Annotated in this window: 16 protein-coding genes and 1 riboswitch; of the genes, 9 read left to right on the top strand and 7 right to left on the bottom strand. The window is 70.2% G+C overall.

Annotated features, from left to right (window positions below; all coding sequences use genetic code 11):
• The first annotated feature begins 69 nt into the window (after positions 1-69).
• Entirely contained in the window at positions 70-2,199 is a 2,130-nt protein-coding gene (locus FS770_RS06335) for a threonine/serine exporter family protein (protein ID WP_145010642.1), read from the top strand.
• 48 nt (positions 2,200-2,247) lie between these two features.
• Here FS770_RS06335 and FS770_RS06330 read toward each other — a convergent pair whose 3' ends face one another.
• Entirely contained in the window at positions 2,248-3,099 is an 852-nt protein-coding gene (locus FS770_RS06330) for a siderophore-interacting protein (protein WP_144942428.1), read from the bottom strand.
• Between the two features lie 19 nt (positions 3,100-3,118).
• Positions 3,119-3,802, bottom strand: coding sequence for a uracil-DNA glycosylase (locus FS770_RS06325; protein ID WP_144942427.1), 684 nt, complete (start codon positions 3,800-3,802; stop codon positions 3,119-3,121).
• A gap of 63 nt (positions 3,803-3,865) precedes the next feature.
• Between FS770_RS06325 and FS770_RS06320 the strand changes: the two genes are divergently transcribed.
• The 4 genes from FS770_RS06320 (at position 3,866) to FS770_RS06305 (ending at position 7,520) form a co-directional block, all read left to right on the top strand.
• Positions 3,866-4,090 (top strand): DUF3263 domain-containing protein, encoded by a 225-nt coding sequence (locus FS770_RS06320; RefSeq protein ID WP_144942426.1) that lies wholly within the window; start codon positions 3,866-3,868, stop codon positions 4,088-4,090.
• A gap of 89 nt (positions 4,091-4,179) precedes the next feature.
• Entirely contained in the window at positions 4,180-4,494 is a 315-nt protein-coding gene (locus FS770_RS14055; protein ID WP_244944782.1) for a hypothetical protein, read from the top strand.
• A 261-nt stretch (positions 4,495-4,755) separates the two neighbouring features.
• Complete coding sequence (gene groL / locus FS770_RS06310; RefSeq protein ID WP_144942425.1) at positions 4,756-6,390, top strand: chaperonin GroEL; 1,635 nt, start codon at positions 4,756-4,758, stop codon at positions 6,388-6,390.
• 128 nt (positions 6,391-6,518) lie between these two features.
• The gene (locus FS770_RS06305; RefSeq protein ID WP_144942424.1) at positions 6,519-7,520 is read left to right on the top strand and encodes an RNase H family protein; all 1,002 of its coding nucleotides are present in this window, start codon (positions 6,519-6,521) and stop codon (positions 7,518-7,520) included.
• 7 nt (positions 7,521-7,527) lie between these two features.
• On the opposite strand, the gene FS770_RS06300 is transcribed toward FS770_RS06305, so the two are convergent.
• The 4 genes from FS770_RS06300 to FS770_RS06285 all read right to left on the bottom strand — a co-directional run bounded on the left by FS770_RS06300 (position 7,528) and on the right by FS770_RS06285 (position 10,479).
• Entirely contained in the window at positions 7,528-7,818 is a 291-nt protein-coding gene (locus FS770_RS06300; RefSeq protein ID WP_144942423.1) for a WXG100 family type VII secretion target, read from the bottom strand.
• Positions 7,819-7,921: 103 nt separating this feature from the next.
• Positions 7,922-9,394, bottom strand: a complete 1,473-nt coding sequence (locus tag FS770_RS06295; protein WP_186366711.1) for a sensor histidine kinase — start codon at positions 9,392-9,394, stop codon at positions 7,922-7,924.
• 4 nt (positions 9,395-9,398) lie between these two features.
• The gene (locus FS770_RS06290; protein ID WP_144942422.1) at positions 9,399-10,112 is read right to left on the bottom strand and encodes a response regulator transcription factor; all 714 of its coding nucleotides are present in this window, start codon (positions 10,110-10,112) and stop codon (positions 9,399-9,401) included.
• Between the two features lie 79 nt (positions 10,113-10,191).
• On the bottom strand, positions 10,192-10,479 hold the full coding sequence (locus tag FS770_RS06285; RefSeq protein WP_144942421.1) for a hypothetical protein: 288 nt from the start codon (positions 10,477-10,479) through the stop codon (positions 10,192-10,194).
• A 168-nt stretch (positions 10,480-10,647) separates the two neighbouring features.
• Between FS770_RS06285 and FS770_RS06280 the strand changes: the two genes are divergently transcribed.
• Genes FS770_RS06280 through FS770_RS06270 form a run of 3 tightly spaced genes read left to right on the top strand, consistent with a single transcriptional unit; the run spans position 10,648 to position 13,023 of the window.
• On the top strand, positions 10,648-11,031 hold the full coding sequence (locus tag FS770_RS06280; protein WP_144942420.1) for a cold-shock protein: 384 nt from the start codon (positions 10,648-10,650) through the stop codon (positions 11,029-11,031).
• Positions 11,024-11,752: a DUF3027 domain-containing protein gene (locus FS770_RS06275; protein WP_144942419.1), complete on the top strand. Its 729-nt coding sequence runs from the start codon at positions 11,024-11,026 to the stop codon at positions 11,750-11,752. Before FS770_RS06280 ends, FS770_RS06275 begins: the two co-directional genes overlap by 8 nt.
• Before the next feature lie 56 nt (positions 11,753-11,808).
• A complete protein-coding gene (locus FS770_RS06270; RefSeq protein ID WP_144942418.1) occupies positions 11,809-13,023 on the top strand; it encodes an MFS transporter in 1,215 nt (404 codons plus the stop codon).
• Between the two features lie 47 nt (positions 13,024-13,070).
• On the opposite strand, the gene serC is transcribed toward FS770_RS06270, so the two are convergent.
• On the bottom strand, positions 13,071-14,198 hold the full coding sequence (serC, locus tag FS770_RS06265) for a phosphoserine transaminase (protein ID WP_144942417.1): 1,128 nt from the start codon (positions 14,196-14,198) through the stop codon (positions 13,071-13,073).
• A gap of 195 nt (positions 14,199-14,393) precedes the next feature.
• On the opposite strand from serC, the gene FS770_RS06260 reads away from it, so the two are divergent.
• Positions 14,394-15,104, top strand: coding sequence for a metal-dependent transcriptional regulator (locus FS770_RS06260; RefSeq protein ID WP_144942416.1), 711 nt, complete (start codon positions 14,394-14,396; stop codon positions 15,102-15,104).
• Between the two features lie 444 nt (positions 15,105-15,548).
• A riboswitch (cyclic di-AMP (ydaO/yuaA leader) is annotated at positions 15,549-15,715 on the top strand.
• Positions 15,716-15,717 lie beyond the last annotated feature (2 nt).

Raw genomic sequence — 15,717 nt, 5'->3', positions numbered from 1 at the left:
CTCACCCGCGGGCGCGCCACCACATGACAGACGAGTAGGACCTGCGGCGGCAGGGGAGGTTCATCCGACGTGAGCGTGACCGATCAGCTGACGCGTCTGGCGCACCAGGGGTACCCGTCCTCGGGCGAGTCTGGGGACTCCGGGGGAGTCAACGGCGAGCCTTTCGGCCCTGGCGGGGACACCGCTCTGCACGCCGCGGTGCGGGGCACGGCACCGCGGCGCCGGATCGCGCCTACCGCCCGTCCCACCGAGGAGCAGGCGGCACAGGCGCAGCGGTGCAGCGTGGCCGCGCACACGGCTCCCGGCGCGACGACGACGCCCCGCCTCCCTGACAAGCACGCCCCGGGTACGCACACTCCGGCCACGGCGTCGCCGAAGGCCACCGCCCTGCCGGTGCTCACCCCGCGCCAGATCGCGGAGCACCGGGCGGACAGCGGCCACCGCAGCGGGGTCCCCGCAGCGCTGGCCGAGCCGATCGGCAGCGTCTCGCGGCGCAGCGCGGCGGCCTCGACGTCCCCGGTCGAGCGGCCCGAGACGGTCGCGCACGAGATCGCACCGGCCACCACCGCCATTCCTCGCGCCACCTACCCGGCCACGAGGGTCAAGCCGAGCCGGGCGCCCCGTTCCCTGCTGCGCTCGCTCGTGCAGGGGGACACCGCGCCCACCGCCCCCATGCGGGTCGTGGACCGGCTCACCGCCACTCCGTTCCAGCACCTGCGCAAGTTCGGCGACAGCACGGAGCGCCAGGCCCGGCGCACCCTGAACTTCGCCCTGCGCCTGGCCGAGACCATGTTCCACTACGGTGCGGACGCCCTGGACGTGGAGAACGCGATCATCGCGGTGTGCGCCACGTACGGGGTGGAGAACCTGGACGTGGACATCACCAACCAGTCCGTGACGATCAACTACGTGGCGGAGAGCACCACTACGGGCAAGCTGGGCCGCGCAGCGTCGACCTCGAAGGACGCCCGCGGCGAGGGCGGCTCGAGCGCCCACCCGACCACCTCCTTCGACGGGGTCCCGGGCACCACGGCGGAGCACCGCCGGGCCGCGCCGTCCCAGGAGTCCCCCCAGGACCGGGACGAGCACGACCCGTGGGGGGACTCCACCACCTCGAGCCACACCGTGATGCGCGTGGTGCGCTCGTGGACGGACAACTACGCCGGTCTCGCCGACTCCCACCAGCTCGTGACCCGCATCATCGAGGGTGAGATGCCCCTGCGGGAGGCCGAGCGGGAGCTCAAGGAGATCAACGCCCGCCCCAAGCCGTACCCCCGGTGGATGGTACTGGCCGCGACGATCATCGCCGCGGGCACCCTGACCCTCGCGCTGGGCGGCACGATCGTGGGCGCGGTGGTGGCCATGGGCTCGGCCACCGTGGTGCAGCTCGTCACGGCCAAGCTGGGCGCGTGGCGGATCCCCGAGTTCTTCTCCCTGGGCGCCAACGCGCTGGTGATCACCCTGATCGCCATGGTGATCTCCGCACTGGGGGTGGAGCTGTACCCACCGAAAGTCATCGCCGGTGGGCTCATCATGTTGTTGCCCACCACCCGCATGGTCTCCACCATGCAGGACGCGATCAACGGCTTCCCCGTGACCGCAGCGGGCCGGCTGCTCTCCACCGCGATGGCATTCCTCGCCATCGTGGCGGGGATCGCGATCGGCGTCTCGCTGACCGTCCGACTGGCGGACGTGCCGGGCATCGACATCTCACAGTCGAGCTTCACTCCCGCGGGGGCACTGCGCAACGTGGTCTTCATGCTGGTCTCCACGGCGCTCGTCGCGGTGCTGATGCAGGCCAAGCCCCGGCACATCCCGCCGGCACTGCTTGCGGCCTTCGCCGGGCTGCTCGTCTACCACGGGATCGGTCTCGTGGATCCCGGGGCGCGGCTGGCCACAGGCGCGGCCGCGGTGGTCAGCGGCTGCGTGGCGGCTCTGCTGGCGGCCCGCGCGCGCATCCCCCAGGCCGTGCTGGCCATCCCCGCCATGACGTTCCTGCTGCCCGGGCTCACACTCTTCCGCGGCATGTACGCCATCACGGTGGAGAACGAGACCGCGGGGCAGGGGATCACCGAGCTGCTCAACGCCATGGCCTCGATCGTGCTGCTGGCCGCCGGCGTGGTGCTCGCCAAGTACCTCATGCGCCCGTTCATCGAGCAGATGCAGCACCTCTCCCAGCGGCGCAACCGCCGCCGCTGAGGAGCTGACGGGTAGCCGCAGCCCTCTGATGTCTCAGCGCCCGGGCTGCTAGAGGATCTTCCCCACGGGCAGCTTCTTCTCCGCCTGGAAGACGTCCTCGGTGCGCCCGCCGGCCCAGTACCCCGACAGAGACACCCTGGAGCGGTCCAGGCCGCGCTGGTCGAAGAGCACCGCACGCGCAGCCTTCATGGCCTCGCGCTCGCCGTGCACGAAGGCCTGCACACCGCTGACGTCCTCGGGCCACGCGGCGTCCGCGATGCCCTGCACGAGCGCACGCTCACCGGGTGCCTCATCCGCGCGGTGCACCCACCGCACCGTGATCCCCTCCGGGACGGCCACGACCGAGAGGTCGAGCTCGTGGGCGGCGTCCTGGACCTCCAGGACCACCTCGCCCCGTGCGGAGACGGGCAGGGCCTCGAGATTCGCGAGCACGGCGGGCACGGCGGCGTCGTCGCCCGCGAAGAGGCTCCACGTGGCGTCCGGGTCCGGCATCCACTTGCCTCCGGGGCCGAGCGCCACCAGGCGGTCGCCGGGCGCGGCGGCGTCCGCCCACGGCCCGGCGTAGCCCTCGGAGCCGTGCAGGGCGACGTCGATCCACACCTCACCGGCGGCGGGATCCGTGCGGCGCAGGGTCATATGGCGGGAGACCGGCTGGTCCTCGGGGGCGGAGGTGTCCCGGACCTCCCAGTAGTCCGGCAGGGCGCCCGGGGCGGTGGCCGCGAGCGTGGTCTCCGAAAAGAAGATCAGCTTGACGTACTTCTCCGGGGCCTCGATGTCCTGGAAGTCCTGCGCGTTGTCGACGTGGCAGACCAGCCGGACCATGGCCGGGGAGAGCTGCAGGCGCTCGGCGACGGTGAGCTCGAGCTGGGGCTTGCGGGGACGTGCTGGAGCGGTTGTCATGCCTTCAGCTTAGGTGATCCTAACCTGGTAGCTCCCACGAGACGGGGTCCGCGCCCTGCTCCTGCAGCAGGGCGTTGGTGCGGGAGAAAGGGCGGGAGCCGAAGAAGCCGCGGGACGCGGAGAGCGGCGAGGGGTGGGCGGACTCCACCGTGGGCGCGCCGCCCAGCCAGGCCGCGGTGCCGCGCGCGTCGCGGCCCCACAGGATTCCCACGAGGGGCTGCTCGCGTGCGCCCAGGGATCGGATCGCGCACTCCGTGACCGCCTCCCAGCCCTTGCCCCGGTGCGAGGCCGGGGCACCGGCCTGGACGGTGAGCACCCTGTTGAGGAGCATGACCCCCTGCCCGGACCACGGGGAGAGGTCCCCGTGGTCCGGCGGGGCGATACCGAGGTCCGACTGCAGCTCCGCGTAGATGTTCTTCAGTGAGCGCGGCACGGGACGCACGTCCGGGGCCACGGAGAAGGAGAGCCCCATCGCGTGGCCCGGAGTGGGGTAGGGGTCCTGCCCCACGATCAGCACCTTGATGTCGGACAGCGGCTCGCGGAACGCGCGGAAGATGTTCTCCCCGGCCGGCAGCGTGTGGCGGCCCTGGGCGTGCTCGGCCCGCAGGAACTCGCCCATCGCGCGGATCTGACCCTCGACCGGTTGCAGGGCTTGCGCCCACTCCTCGTGCATGATCTCGTGCAGCGGACGCTGGGCGTTCACGGGGCCTCCCTGTGTCGGGTGCGGCGCGCACGGAGTGCTGGCGTGCGCGTTAGGGTGGGGACCATGTCTACCACGGGGGAGGAGCTCGACGAACTGGACCGCGCGATCCTGGAGCTGGAGTCCCAGCACTGGAAGTACCGGGGAGCCAAGGAGTCGGCGATCCGCTCGCGGCTGGGGCTGAGCCCTGTGCACTACTACCAGCGGCTCAACGCACTGATTTCCTCCGAGGCCGCCGCCCGGCACTCGCCCATGCTGATCTCGAGGCTGCGCCGCGCCCGCTCGCGCTGAGCGGTTTCCCTGCGGGCCGTGCCATACTCGGCGCCAGTCCGCGAGCCGCCCCGTGGAGCGCGCTGCACACTGTCCAGGAGAGCCAGACCATGAGCGAGTACCCCCGCGACGAGTTCGACGACGTCCCCGAGGACGGCGCCCGCCAGGGCGCGCACCGGGGCCACAACCCCGCCGCCCGCACCGGCTCCCGACGAGAGTTCCGTGCGATCCTCGTGACCGGGCTGCTTGCGCTCGCCCTCGGTGCCGTGTGCTTCGTCAATGCTCCGCGCACGGAGCAGGACATGTCGGCCTCCGCGCCGGCGGGCGCGGCGTCCGCGGTCGCCTCCGTGCCGGGGAACCGGCTGGCGCAGGCGGGGACGACGACGTCGCCCGTGGCCCTCCTGGGTCAGGTGGCCGCGCTCTGAGGCACCGCGTTCAGCCAATGATGAAACCGGCGCCCCGTGGTGCCCTCTCGGTTGCGGTTCCTCGCGCGCCGGTGCCACTATTGTTTTAGCACTCAGTCGAGTGGACTGCTAACCGGGTCCGGTGGCGGTTCTCGGCATCCGGGTGAAACCACATCACGGTGAGGTGGACGCGGCGCGGTGAGGATCGTGCTGCGTTCCCGTCCGTCGCGGGCACCGTGATAACACGTCTTGTTTGTCAACCGTCCAGGAGGGACGAAACACATGGCAAAGATGATCGCATTCGACGAAGAAGCACGCCGCGGTCTGGAGAAGGGCCTGAACACCCTTGCGGACGCCGTGAAGGTCACGCTCGGCCCCCGCGGGCGCAACGTCGTCCTGGAGAAGTCCTGGGGCGCGCCCACCATCACCAACGACGGTGTCTCCATCGCCAAGGAGATCGAGCTCGAGGAGCCGTACGAGAAGATCGGCGCCGAGCTCGTCAAGGAGGTCGCCAAGAAGACCGACGACGTCGCCGGTGACGGCACCACCACGGCCACCGTGCTCGCCCAGGCCCTCGTGAAGGAAGGCCTGCGCAACGTGGCCGCGGGAGCGGACCCGCTGTCCCTGAAGCGCGGCATCGAGAAGGCCGTCGCCGCCGTGACCGAGCAGCTGCTGTCCTCTGCCAAGGAGATCGAGACCGAGGAGGAGATCGCCGCCACCGCGTCCATCTCCGCCGCCGATCCCGAGATCGGCAAGCTCATCGCCGAGGCGATGGAGAAGGTCGGCAAGGAAGGCGTCATCACCGTCGAGGAGTCCAACACCTTCGGGCTGGACCTCGAGCTGACCGAGGGCATGCGCTTCGACAAGGGCTACCTCTCCGGCTACTTCGTCACGGACGCGGACCGCCAGGAGGCCGTCCTCGAGGATCCCTACATCCTCATCGTGAACTCCAAGATCTCGGCCGTGAAGGACCTCGTCCCCGTGCTCGAGAAGGTCATGCAGGCAGGCAAGCCGCTGCTGATCATCGCCGAGGACGTGGACGGCGAGGCGCTGGCCATGCTGGTGCTAAACAAGATGCGCGGTGCCGTGAAGTCCGTGGCAGTCAAGGCCCCCGGCTTCGGCGACCGCCGCAAGGCGCAGCTCGCGGACATCGCGATCCTCACCGGCGGCCAGGTCATCACCGAAGAGGTCGGTCTCTCGCTCGAGTCCGCCACGATCGACCTGCTGGGCCAGGCCCGCAAGGTCGTTGTGACCAAGGACGAGACCACCATCGTGGACGGTGCCGGCACGCAGGAGGAGATCGAGGGCCGTGTGGCTCAGATCCGCGCGGAGATCAACAACTCCGACTCCGACTACGACCGCGAGAAGCTGCAGGAGCGCCTGGCCAAGCTGGCCGGTGGCGTGGCAGTGCTCAAGGCCGGTGCGGCCACCGAGGTGGAGCTCAAGGAGCGCAAGCACCGTATTGAGGATGCCGTGCGCAACGCCAAGGCAGCCGTGGAGGAGGGCATCGTCGCCGGTGGCGGTGTGGCCCTCATCCAGGCCGGTGCCAAGGTGTTCGAGGCCCTCGACCTCTCGGGTGACGAGGCCACGGGCGCGAACATCGTGAAGGTCGCCATCGACGCGCCGCTCAAGCAGATCGCGCTGAACGCCGGTCTGGAGCCGGGCGTGGTGGTCGACAAGGTGCGCGGGCTCGAGACCGGATGGGGCCTCAATGCCGCCACCGGCGAGTACGAGGACCTCATGGCCGCGGGCATCAACGACCCCGTCAAGGTGACCCGCTCTGCTCTGCAGAACGCGGCGTCCATCGCCGGGCTGTTCCTCACCACGGAGGCCGTGGTGGCGGACAAGCCCGAGCCCGAGGCCGCCAGTGCGGGTGCGGGCGCCGATCCCATGGGTGGCATGGGCGGCATGATGTGATCTGCCCTCAATGAGGGATCCTCCCCGGCCGGTTCACTGGTCGGGAGGAGAACCGGAAGGACCCCGGGTACGCAGTGCGCGCGCCCGGGGTCCTTCTGCGTGTCGGGGTGCTTTGGAAGGATGTGTCCATGACGATCATCGCTTCCGCGGACGGCTCCGCGCTCGGCAACCCAGGCCCCGCGGGCTGGGCTTGGTACATCGACCCCACCTCGTGGCAGGCGGGGGGATGGGCGCACGGCACCAACAACCAGGGTGAGCTGACGGCGGTGCTGAACCTCCTGGAGGCGACCCGGCACCGCCGGGACGAGCCCCTGCGCGTGCTGTGCGACAGCCAGTATGTGATCAACTCCGTCACCAAGTGGATGCCCGGGTGGAAGAAGAAGGGCTGGAAGAAGCGGGACGGGAAGCCCGTGCTGAACGTGGACGTCATGAAGGCCCTGGACAGGGAACTGGCCGGGCGGGACGTCAGCTTCGAATGGGTGAAGGGTCATGCCGGCCACGAGCTGAACGAGGCCGCGGACGAGCGCGCCCGCGCCATGGCCATGGCCTACCAGAAGCGCATGGATCCAGCCCGGATGCCCGTGGGCCCGGGCTTCCGCGACGACGCAGCCGCCGTCACCGTCGACGACGCCACCGTGACCGCCACGACCGTGAGCGGCCCGGACGAGCAGCCGGACCTGTTCTCCGAGCTCGCGCTGGGCGAGGACCTCTCGGGCCCGACTCATCCGGCGGACCCGTCCTCGGCTCCGGGCGACGCATCCACCGGCGCAGGCAGCCACGGAGGCTTTCCCCCGCACCTGGTGGTGGATGCGGTGTCACGGGAGATGGCGGTGCTCCGTTCCACCGCGCAGCAGCACGGCGCTGTGGACTTCCTGCACCGGGAGGCACTGTGTGTGGACACCCACGGCCGCTGCCTCACGGGGGAGGACGTCCTGGAGGTCCTGCGGGGTTCGGGGGCGGTGGACGAGACCCGGGTGACGAGTCTGGGCTCGGGCTCCTACCACCTGAGCTACCGCTCGGAGGAGCCCTCCGCGGTGACTCGCCGCAGCTCGGTGTGGGTCCGGGAGGACCAGCACAACGAGATGGGGCCGTGGCTGCTGCGCTACCACCAGGTCACCGCAGAGCACTGAGCGCGGTTCACCCCGCGAACATGCGCGCGTTGGCGGCCTCCGTCTCCGCGTACTGGGTGCCTGCGGCGGCGAGCGCCTGGTTGATCTGGGCAACCGCCTGCTCCATCTGCGCCTGGGCAGAGCGCCACGAGCGGAACGCCTCCTGGAAGCTCGCGGACGCGGTGCCGGTCCAGGAGGCTTCGAGGTCCGCGAGCGTTCCGGTCATGCCGTTGACCTCGGCGCTGAGCCGCTCGATGTGGCCGTGTGCCTGCTGAGACTTGGCGGCGATGGTGTCGCTGTCGACGACGAAGTGGGCCATGGTATTCCTCCCCGGAAACGGTGGTGATCCCGGCGCGGTGCCGGTCACGCCACGGTAGGTCCGGGGCCGGGTGGGCGACCCGGTCCGGGGCGGGGCTGGGGACTCAGACGTCGTCGGGTGCGCTGTCCACAGGTTTCGAGTGGGGGATCCGCACGGTGAAGGTGGCGCCGCCTCCCTCGGTCTCGGTGAGTTTCACGGAGCCTTCGTGCTGGTCGACCACCGCCGCGACGATGGACAGTCCTAGCCCCGTGCCACCCGTCTCGCGCGTGCGGGAGGAGTCGGCGCGGTAGAAGCGCTCGAAGACGCGCTCGGCGTCCTGCCCGTGGATGCCGGGGCCGTGGTCGCGGACCTGCAGCACCGCCGTGAACTCGCCGTCCACCGCGGACTCCAGCCCCACGGCCAGCTCGAGGGGCGAGCCGGCCGGGGTGTAGCGCAGTGCGTTGGTGAGCAGGTTCGCCACCACCTGCCGCAGCTTGGACTCGTCGCCGTGCACCCACGCCTCCTCCGGCGTGGAGTCGTGCAGCCCCCGGACCACCACCGAGCGGTCGGGAGCGGTGGCGTGGGCGTCCGAGGCGGCGTCATAGGCGAGGTGCAGGAGATCCACGGCGCGGTTGGCGGCCACGCGGCGCTCGTCGAGCCGAGCCAGGGTGAGCAGGTCCTCCACGAGCTGCGTCATGCGCTTGGACTCGGACTCGATGCGCTCCATCGCCTTGCCCACGTCCTCCGGGGTCTGCAGGGCGCCGTGGCGGTAGAGCTCGGAGTAGCCACGGATCGAGACGAGCGGGGTGCGCAGCTCGTGGGAAGCGTCCGCCACGAAGCGGCGCAGCTTGGTCTCAGAACGGGTGCGGGCGTCGAAGGCGTCCTCGATGTGGCCCAGCATGGCGTTGAGCGAGGCGGAGAGCTGACCGATCTCCGTCTGCGGGTTGTAGCCCTCCATGCGCTGGGAGAGGTCGCCGTCCGCGATCCGCGCGGCGGTGGCTTCCACCTGGCGCAGCGGCTGGAACGCGCGGGTCACCATGACCCAGCCCACCGTCATGGCCGCAAGCAGCGTGGCGAGTCCGAAGCTGAACGTCAGCAACCCCACCCCGGAGATGATCGCCGTTGTGCGGTCCAGGGGCTGGGCCACGGCCACGGACATGTCGAACATGGTCAGTTTCGTGGCCACCACCCGCCACTTGCGCTCGGGGGCACCCACGGAGCCGACAGTCTGTGCCTGCCCGTCGTGGGAGCGCACGTAGTCCAGTGTCAGTCCGCTGAGGTCCGGGGTGGCCTGCTGCTGGGAGGTGCTCGAGCTGCTGCGGGCGGTTGCAATGACGTTGGCGTCCTCGTCCAGCAGGAAGCCGGAGTTGGGCACGGGCGTGGTCACGTCCCCTTGCAGCGCGCTCGTCAGCACGGGGGCGACCGTGGGGATGGAGCTCGCCAGCTCGTCGTCGATGCTTGCCACGAGGTTGTCCCGCAGCACCGAGACCGCCACCAGCGTGGTCACCAGCACGCTGACGGCCAGCAGCAGCCCCGTCAGCGCCATCAGCTGGGAGCGCAGGGAGGCGGTGCGGAACCGGCGGGCCAGGAAGTTCAACGGATCAGTGGCGCTTGTCCGAGGAGCGCAACAGGTAGCCCACGCCGCGCTTGGTGTGGATCAGGGAGGGCTGCTCGGGGTCGTTGTCGATCTTGCGCCGCAGGTAGGAGATGTAGGACTCCACGATGGAGGCATCCCCGTTGAAGTCGTACTCCCACACGTGGTCCAGGATCTGTGCCTTGGACAGCACCCGGTTGGGGTTGAGCATGAGGTAGCGCAGAAGCTTGAACTCGGTGGGGGACAGGTCGATCTCGTGGTTCCCGCGGAAGACCTCGTGGGCGTCGTCGTCGAGGACGAGATCGTCCACCTTCAGGCGGGAGTCCTCCTCCTCGAGTGGCTGGGTCCGGCGCAGTACCGCGCGGATGCGCGCCACGACCTCGTCGAGGCTGAAGGGCTTCGTCACGTAGTCGTCGCCGCCCACGGTCAGGCCGGCCACCTTGTCATCGGTATCGTCCTTGGCCGTGAGGAACAGGATGGGAAAGTGCCGCCCGGCGGCCCGTAGCTTGCGGGTCACGGAGAACCCGTCGATGTCCGGGAGCATGACGTCCAGGACGGCGAGGTCCGGCTCCTCCGCCTCGGCCTTGAGCAGGGCGTCACGGCCGTTGGCTGCGGTGACGACCTCGAAGCCCGCGAATCGCAGGGAGGTGGCCAACAACTCGAGGATGTTGGGCTCGTCGTCGACGACGAGCAGCTTTGCTTCGGGATTTTTCGCATTCACGGTCGTCAGTATCTCCAAGTTTCCTGTGCGGAATCTGTTTCCGCACCGAAGAAGCTCTGGAAGTCCGGCCGGGGAGCGCTCAGGCCCGCGAGCGGCGTCGTGCGTTGCGCAGCAGCTCCACGCACATCAGCAGGAACGCGACCGGGAGGAAGACCGCCGGGAAGAGCGTGAATCCCGCCCAGAGGACGTGCCCGCCGGTGGAGGCTACGAGCACCGCGACGATGGACAGCGCGCACAGGCCCGCAATGACCAGGGCGACGAGCAGCAGGGTGGAGATGCCGCGCGGGGAGCCCGAGGCCGCGGGACCGGGGGCGGCGGCACCCGGGGCCGTGGAGCGGGGAGCGGCGGCAGAGGTGGTGTCAGGCATGCTCCCCAAGGTACCTCTCCCACGGCACGGGGCCCGTTACGCGGTGGGTTGAATCCGCAGGGGTTCTCGCGCGGGGGAGGATAAACTGTTGCTTTTGTAGGCCGCAGCGTCCCGGGACCCGCGGACGCACCGGCACAGAGGCAGCGACGAGAGACTGAGGTGATCCCCGTGCCCACGGGCAAGGTCAAGTGGTTCGACGCAGACAAGGGTTTCGGCTTCCTGGCCACCGACGACGGCCAGGAAGTGTTCCTGCACTCGTCCGCGCTGCCCCGGGGAGTCACCACGGTGAAGCCCGGGACCCGCATGGACTTCGGGATCGCAGACGGCAAGCGCGGTGCCCAGGCGCTGTCGGCGACCGTCCTGAGCACACCGCCGTCGGTGGCGCGCAACACGCGCAAGCCGGCCGAGGAGATGGCGGGGGTCACGGAGGACCTCATCCGGCTGCTGGACGGCATGTCCAACGGGCTGCGCCGCGGCCACTACCCGGACCACGCGCACGGCAGGAAGATCGCGGCCATCCTGCGCACCGTGGCGGACGAGCTCGATGTCTGAGGCTGCCGGGACCGCCACGCACGGCGGAGAAGATGCCGCCCCCGGGCAGGGCCAGGAGGCGCTGTCGGTCGAGGAGAGGGAGCAGTCCGTGACGCAAGCCCTGGGCTCGGAGCCGGAGGCGGTGCACGAGGAGACGCTGGTCCCCGCGGGGCCCGCGCCGGTGAAGGAGTCCGGTGCGGCCGACGACGCCGCACCGGCAGCTGCCACACCCCGCGCCCGCACCGGATCGCGAGCGGCCCGCACGCGCGCACCCAAGCAGGACGCCGTGCTCACGGAGGCCGTTGCGCTGGCACGCGAGGCGGTCGTGGACTCGCCCGAGGGCGGGGCAGCCGTGGGGGAGCACCTGGGCGTGGTCGTGCACGAGGACCGGCTGCTCACGCACCTCTTCGACTGTCGGCTGCGCGGCTACCCGGGCTGGACCTGGTACGCCACCGTGGCCCGCGCGCCGCGCACCAGGCACGTGACCGTGTGCGAGTCCGGACTGGTTGCCGGCCCGGACTCCCTCCTGGCGCCGGACTGGGTGCCGTGGGAGGAGCGGATGCAGGCGATGAACGACGAGGAGGAGAACGCTCAGGAGGACGCCGAGGGTTTCGACTCCGCCGACGAGCAGACGGGCGCCGAAACGGAAAGTACTGAGCCGGCGGGCACTCAGTCGACCGACACTGGGCGGCGGGACTCCCGCCGGGATGGCGAGCCCTCCGAGGGTGGCGCGTCATCCTAGGAGGCGGGCCCCGGAAGGGGCCCGGTGCCGCTGATCCCGAGCCCCGCACCACGGGGATGTTCCGCTCCCTGAGCGTTCGCAACTACCGGTTGTGGTTCCTCGGGGCGTTCGTCTCCAACATCGGCACGTGGATGCAGCGCACGGCGCAGTCCTGGCTGGTCTTCGACGAGCTGACGGACCACGACGCGACCGCCATGGGTGTGGTCATGGCCCTTCAGTTCGTCCCGCAGCTCGTCCTGGCGCCCTACGCCGGGGTGCTGGCCGACCGCTACGACCGGCGCAGGATCCTGGTGGTCACCCAGGGTGCCATGGCACTGCTCGCCGCGGGCCTGGGTGTCCTGCTGCTGCTCGGTCTTGCAGAGCTGCCCACGGTGTACGTGTTCGCGCTCGCTCTGGGGATCGTCGCCACGTTCGACGCCCCCGTTCGTCAGACGTTCGTCTCCGAGATGGTTCCGGAAACCCACCTGTCCAACGCCGTGGCGCTGAACTCCACCTCGTTCAACTCCGCGCGGCTGATCGGGCCCGCCGTGGCCGGTGTGCTGGTCGCCGCCGTGGGCACGGGGTGGGTCTTCATGATCAACACCCTCACGTTCGGCGCCATGATCTGGGCGATCTCGCTGATCGACGACGCCCGCCTGCGGCACTCCCCACGGGCGCAGCGGGCACGCGGGCAGATCCGGGAGGGGATCAGTTACGTCCTGCACCGCCCGGACCTCGTGGCCGTGATGAGCACGATCTTCGTGATCGGCACGTTCGGCATGAACTTTGCCGTCTACCTCGCTGCCATGGCGGGCGCGGTCTTCGGACAGGGTTCCCAGGAGTTCGGCGTGCTCAACTCGATGCTCGCGGTGGGCACGGTCACGGGCGCCCTGCTGTCCGCACGGCGGGCGAGCGCCCGGCTGCGCTACATCTTCATCGGGTGCGCCGCCTTCACGGTCTCGTGCCTGGGTGCCGCCACCTCGCCGTCCCTGTGGCTGTTCGCGGCGTGGCTCGTGCCGTGCGGGGTGTCGTCCCTGACGATCATGACCACCGCGAACGCGTATGTGCAGACCACCACGTCCCCCAGCATGCGGGGTCGGGTGATGAGCCTCTACATGGCCATCTTCATGGGCGGCACGCCGATCGGCGCCCCCGCCGTGGGGTGGCTGACCGACACTCTGGGCCCCCGCTGGGGCATGGGTTCCGCGGTGGCCGCGGGCGCCGTCGGCGTGGCCGTGGGCCTGCTGTTCGCCTGGCGGGTGCGTGGCGAGCGGGCGGAACTGCGCCCGTAGCGCAGGGGGCGACGACGCCTCGGGGCCGCCTTCCCGCCCACGAGGCCTCAGCTCAGCCCGTTGGCCACGGTCCAGTCGATGCACTCCAGCAGGGCGCGAACGTCCCGCGGGGGCACCGAGGCGAAGGTGGCGATCCGCAGCTGGTTGCGCCCGAGCTTGCGGTAGGGCTCCACGTCCACCACGCCGTTGGCGCGCAGGACGGAGGCGATCCTGGCCGCGTCCACGGCGTCGTCGAAGTCCACGGTGCAGACCACAGGGGAGCGGTGTCCGGGCTCAGCGACGAACGGGTGGGCGACGTCGCTGAGCTCGGCCCAGTCGTAGACGAGCCCGGAGGTCTCCGCGGTGCGGGCTGCCGCCCAGGGCAGGCCGCCCTGCTCGAGCAGCCACCCGAGCTGCTCGTCGAGCATCACCAGCCCGGCGAGCGCCGGGGTGTTGTACGTCTGGTGCTTGCGCGAGTTCTCCACGGCGGTGCGCAGCGACAGCACGTCCGGCATCCACCGCCCGGAGGTTGCGACGCTCTCCACCCGCTCGAGTGCGGCGGGTGAGAACGCAGCGAACCAGATGCCGCCGTCGCTGCCGAAGTTCTTCTGGGGGGAGAAGTAGTAGACGTCCGTCTCGGTGAGGTCCACCGCCATGCCCCCGGCGGCGGAGGTGGCGTCCACGACGGTCAGCGCGCCGTCGTCCGCGTGCACCCGGCGCACCGGCATGGCCACGCCGGTGGAGGTCTCGTTCTGCGGCCACGCGTAGACGTCCACGCCGGACACGGCCTCCGGCCCCTCCGGGCGCGAGCCTGCCGGGGCCTCCACGACCACCGAGGGCTCCAGGAACGGGGCCCTGTCCGTGACGCTCGCGAACTTGGATCCGAACTCTCCGAAGGACAGGTGCTCGGCGCGGGAGGCGACCAGGCTGAAGGCGGCAGCGTCCCAGAACGTGCTGGACCCGCCCAGCCCGAGCACGATCTCGTAGCCCTCCGGCAGCGAGAAGAACTCACCCAGGCGCCGCTGCACGCGGGCCACCAGGTCCTTCACGGGCGCCTGGCGGTGCGAGGTGCCCAGCAGCGAGGCTCCCGCGCGCTTCAGCGCGGCCACCTGCGCGGCGCGCACCCTGGACGGACCCGCCCCGAAGCGCCCGTCCTCGGGCAGCAGGGACGGGGGGATCACGGGTGTGCTGGTCACGGGTACTCCTCGGGGGCGACGACGGGGTGTCACCTCCCATTGTGCCCGCACCGGGCGGGTGCCACCCGCGGACTCCGTGGGCCCGTGGGCAACTGGATACAATCGAGGAGAATCTTCGAGAACAGGCCGAACGGCATTCTCCACCACCACACGGTTGACGTGCGCGCTCCCTGCGCAGAGATCTGAGGACGAACCATGAGCGGCGATCTGATCGACACCACCGAGATGTACCTGCGTACGGTGCTGGACCTGGAGGAGGAGGGCATCACGCCCATGCGGGCACGCATCGTGGAGCGCCTGCACCACTCCGGGCCCACCGTCTCCCAGACGGTCTCCCGCATGGAGCGCGACGGCCTGCTGTCCGTGGCCCCGGACCGTTCGCTGCGGCTCACGGAAGCGGGGCGCACCATGGCCGTGTCCGTGATGCGCAAGCACCGTCTCGCCGAACGGCTGCTCTCGGACGTTGTGGGCCTCGACATGGCGCACGTGCACGAGGAGGCCTGTCGCTGGGAGCACGTGATGAGCGAGCGCGTGGAGCAGCGGCTGGTGGACCTGCTGGGCGATCCCGAGACCTCTCCGTACGGCACACCCATCCCGGCGCGTGGCTCGCAGGGGGCCCCCATCACCGCCACCGAGATCTTCCAGGGGCGTACCCTGCTGGACGTCGCCACCGAGGAGGGCTCCATGCAGTACGTGGTGACCCTGCTGCCGGAGGTCGTGCAGGCGGACCCTGAGCTCATCGAGATGCTCAGCTCCGCAGAGATCCTGACCGGTTCGCATGTGACTGCGCAGCTGAACCCCCGGGACGAGCACCGGGTGCTCGTGACCCGGGTGGACTCGGGCGTGTCCCTGGACCTCGACGCCGCGACCGCGCGAGCCATCCGCGTGGGGGAGTTCGACTCCTGATCCTGCCGGCTGACCCGGGTGGCCGCGGCCGGCAGGACCGCAGGAGGAGCGCCGTGGAACGGTACTTGAACCCCGGGGGGCACCCCCGGGGTTCGTTGCGCTGCCGTGACCTTCTGGTTCCCCGGTGTGACCTTCCGCATGTGGGGACACTCACGGGTTCGGGGTGCTCGGAAGCCGGGGCTGCTCCCGGGGATCACAGTGTTCCCCCTGGTCAGAGGGCATATTCAGGGGCGTGGAGCGGTGCTGGAGAACCATCCCGGTGGGTTCCACTCATATGTACGTGGTGATCAATCAGCCCCACTGGTGAGAAGCGATGCTCAATTCGTGACCCGTTGTAATCAAAACGTGACATTTTCGTTATCTGTCCTGTACAGTCATGACCGTGCCGATCACTGGTCGGATCCGGCACTCCCGAGCGCTCGCCGAGTTCTGCCATGCGCCCCCGGGACCCGTACACAGAAATCCGCATGGCAGAAGCGGGGGAACCACTTTCCGGGTTCGTTGCAGCCCAACGAATCCTCGGGGTTAAGCCGGCACGGAGCACCACCTCGTGCGGCCGGATGTCTCCCATCCGAACCCGACAGCTCACCTCGTAGGCGCAGGGAGGAACACT

This window comes from Kocuria salsicia, from assembly GCF_007681555.1.
Taxonomy (GTDB): Bacteria; Actinomycetota; Actinomycetes; order Actinomycetales; family Micrococcaceae; genus Kocuria; species Kocuria salsicia.
The sequence above is the reverse complement of the archived record's forward strand: the minus strand, read 5'-3'. Positions and strand labels throughout refer to the sequence as shown.

Excerpts from the sequence above, each read along its gene's own strand:
- FS770_RS06305 (WP_144942424.1), top strand. The coding sequence starts at position 6,519 with ATGACGATCATCGCTTCCGCGGACGGCTCCGCGCTCGGCAACCCAGGC.
- FS770_RS06275 (WP_144942419.1), top strand. The coding sequence starts at position 11,024 with ATGTCTGAGGCTGCCGGGACCGCCACGCACGGCGGAGAAGATGCCGCC.
- FS770_RS06330 (WP_144942428.1), bottom strand. The coding sequence starts at position 3,099 with ATGACAACCGCTCCAGCACGTCCCCGCAAGCCCCAGCTCGAGCTCACC.
- FS770_RS14055 (WP_244944782.1), top strand. The coding sequence starts at position 4,180 with ATGAGCGAGTACCCCCGCGACGAGTTCGACGACGTCCCCGAGGACGGC.
- groL (WP_144942425.1), top strand. The coding sequence starts at position 4,756 with ATGGCAAAGATGATCGCATTCGACGAAGAAGCACGCCGCGGTCTGGAG.
- FS770_RS06260 (WP_144942416.1), top strand. The coding sequence starts at position 14,394 with ATGAGCGGCGATCTGATCGACACCACCGAGATGTACCTGCGTACGGTG.
- FS770_RS06270 (WP_144942418.1), top strand. The coding sequence starts at position 11,809 with ATGTTCCGCTCCCTGAGCGTTCGCAACTACCGGTTGTGGTTCCTCGGG.
- FS770_RS06320 (WP_144942426.1), top strand. The coding sequence starts at position 3,866 with ATGTCTACCACGGGGGAGGAGCTCGACGAACTGGACCGCGCGATCCTG.
- FS770_RS06300 (WP_144942423.1), bottom strand. The coding sequence starts at position 7,818 with ATGGCCCACTTCGTCGTCGACAGCGACACCATCGCCGCCAAGTCTCAG.
- FS770_RS06285 (WP_144942421.1), bottom strand. The coding sequence starts at position 10,479 with ATGCCTGACACCACCTCTGCCGCCGCTCCCCGCTCCACGGCCCCGGGT.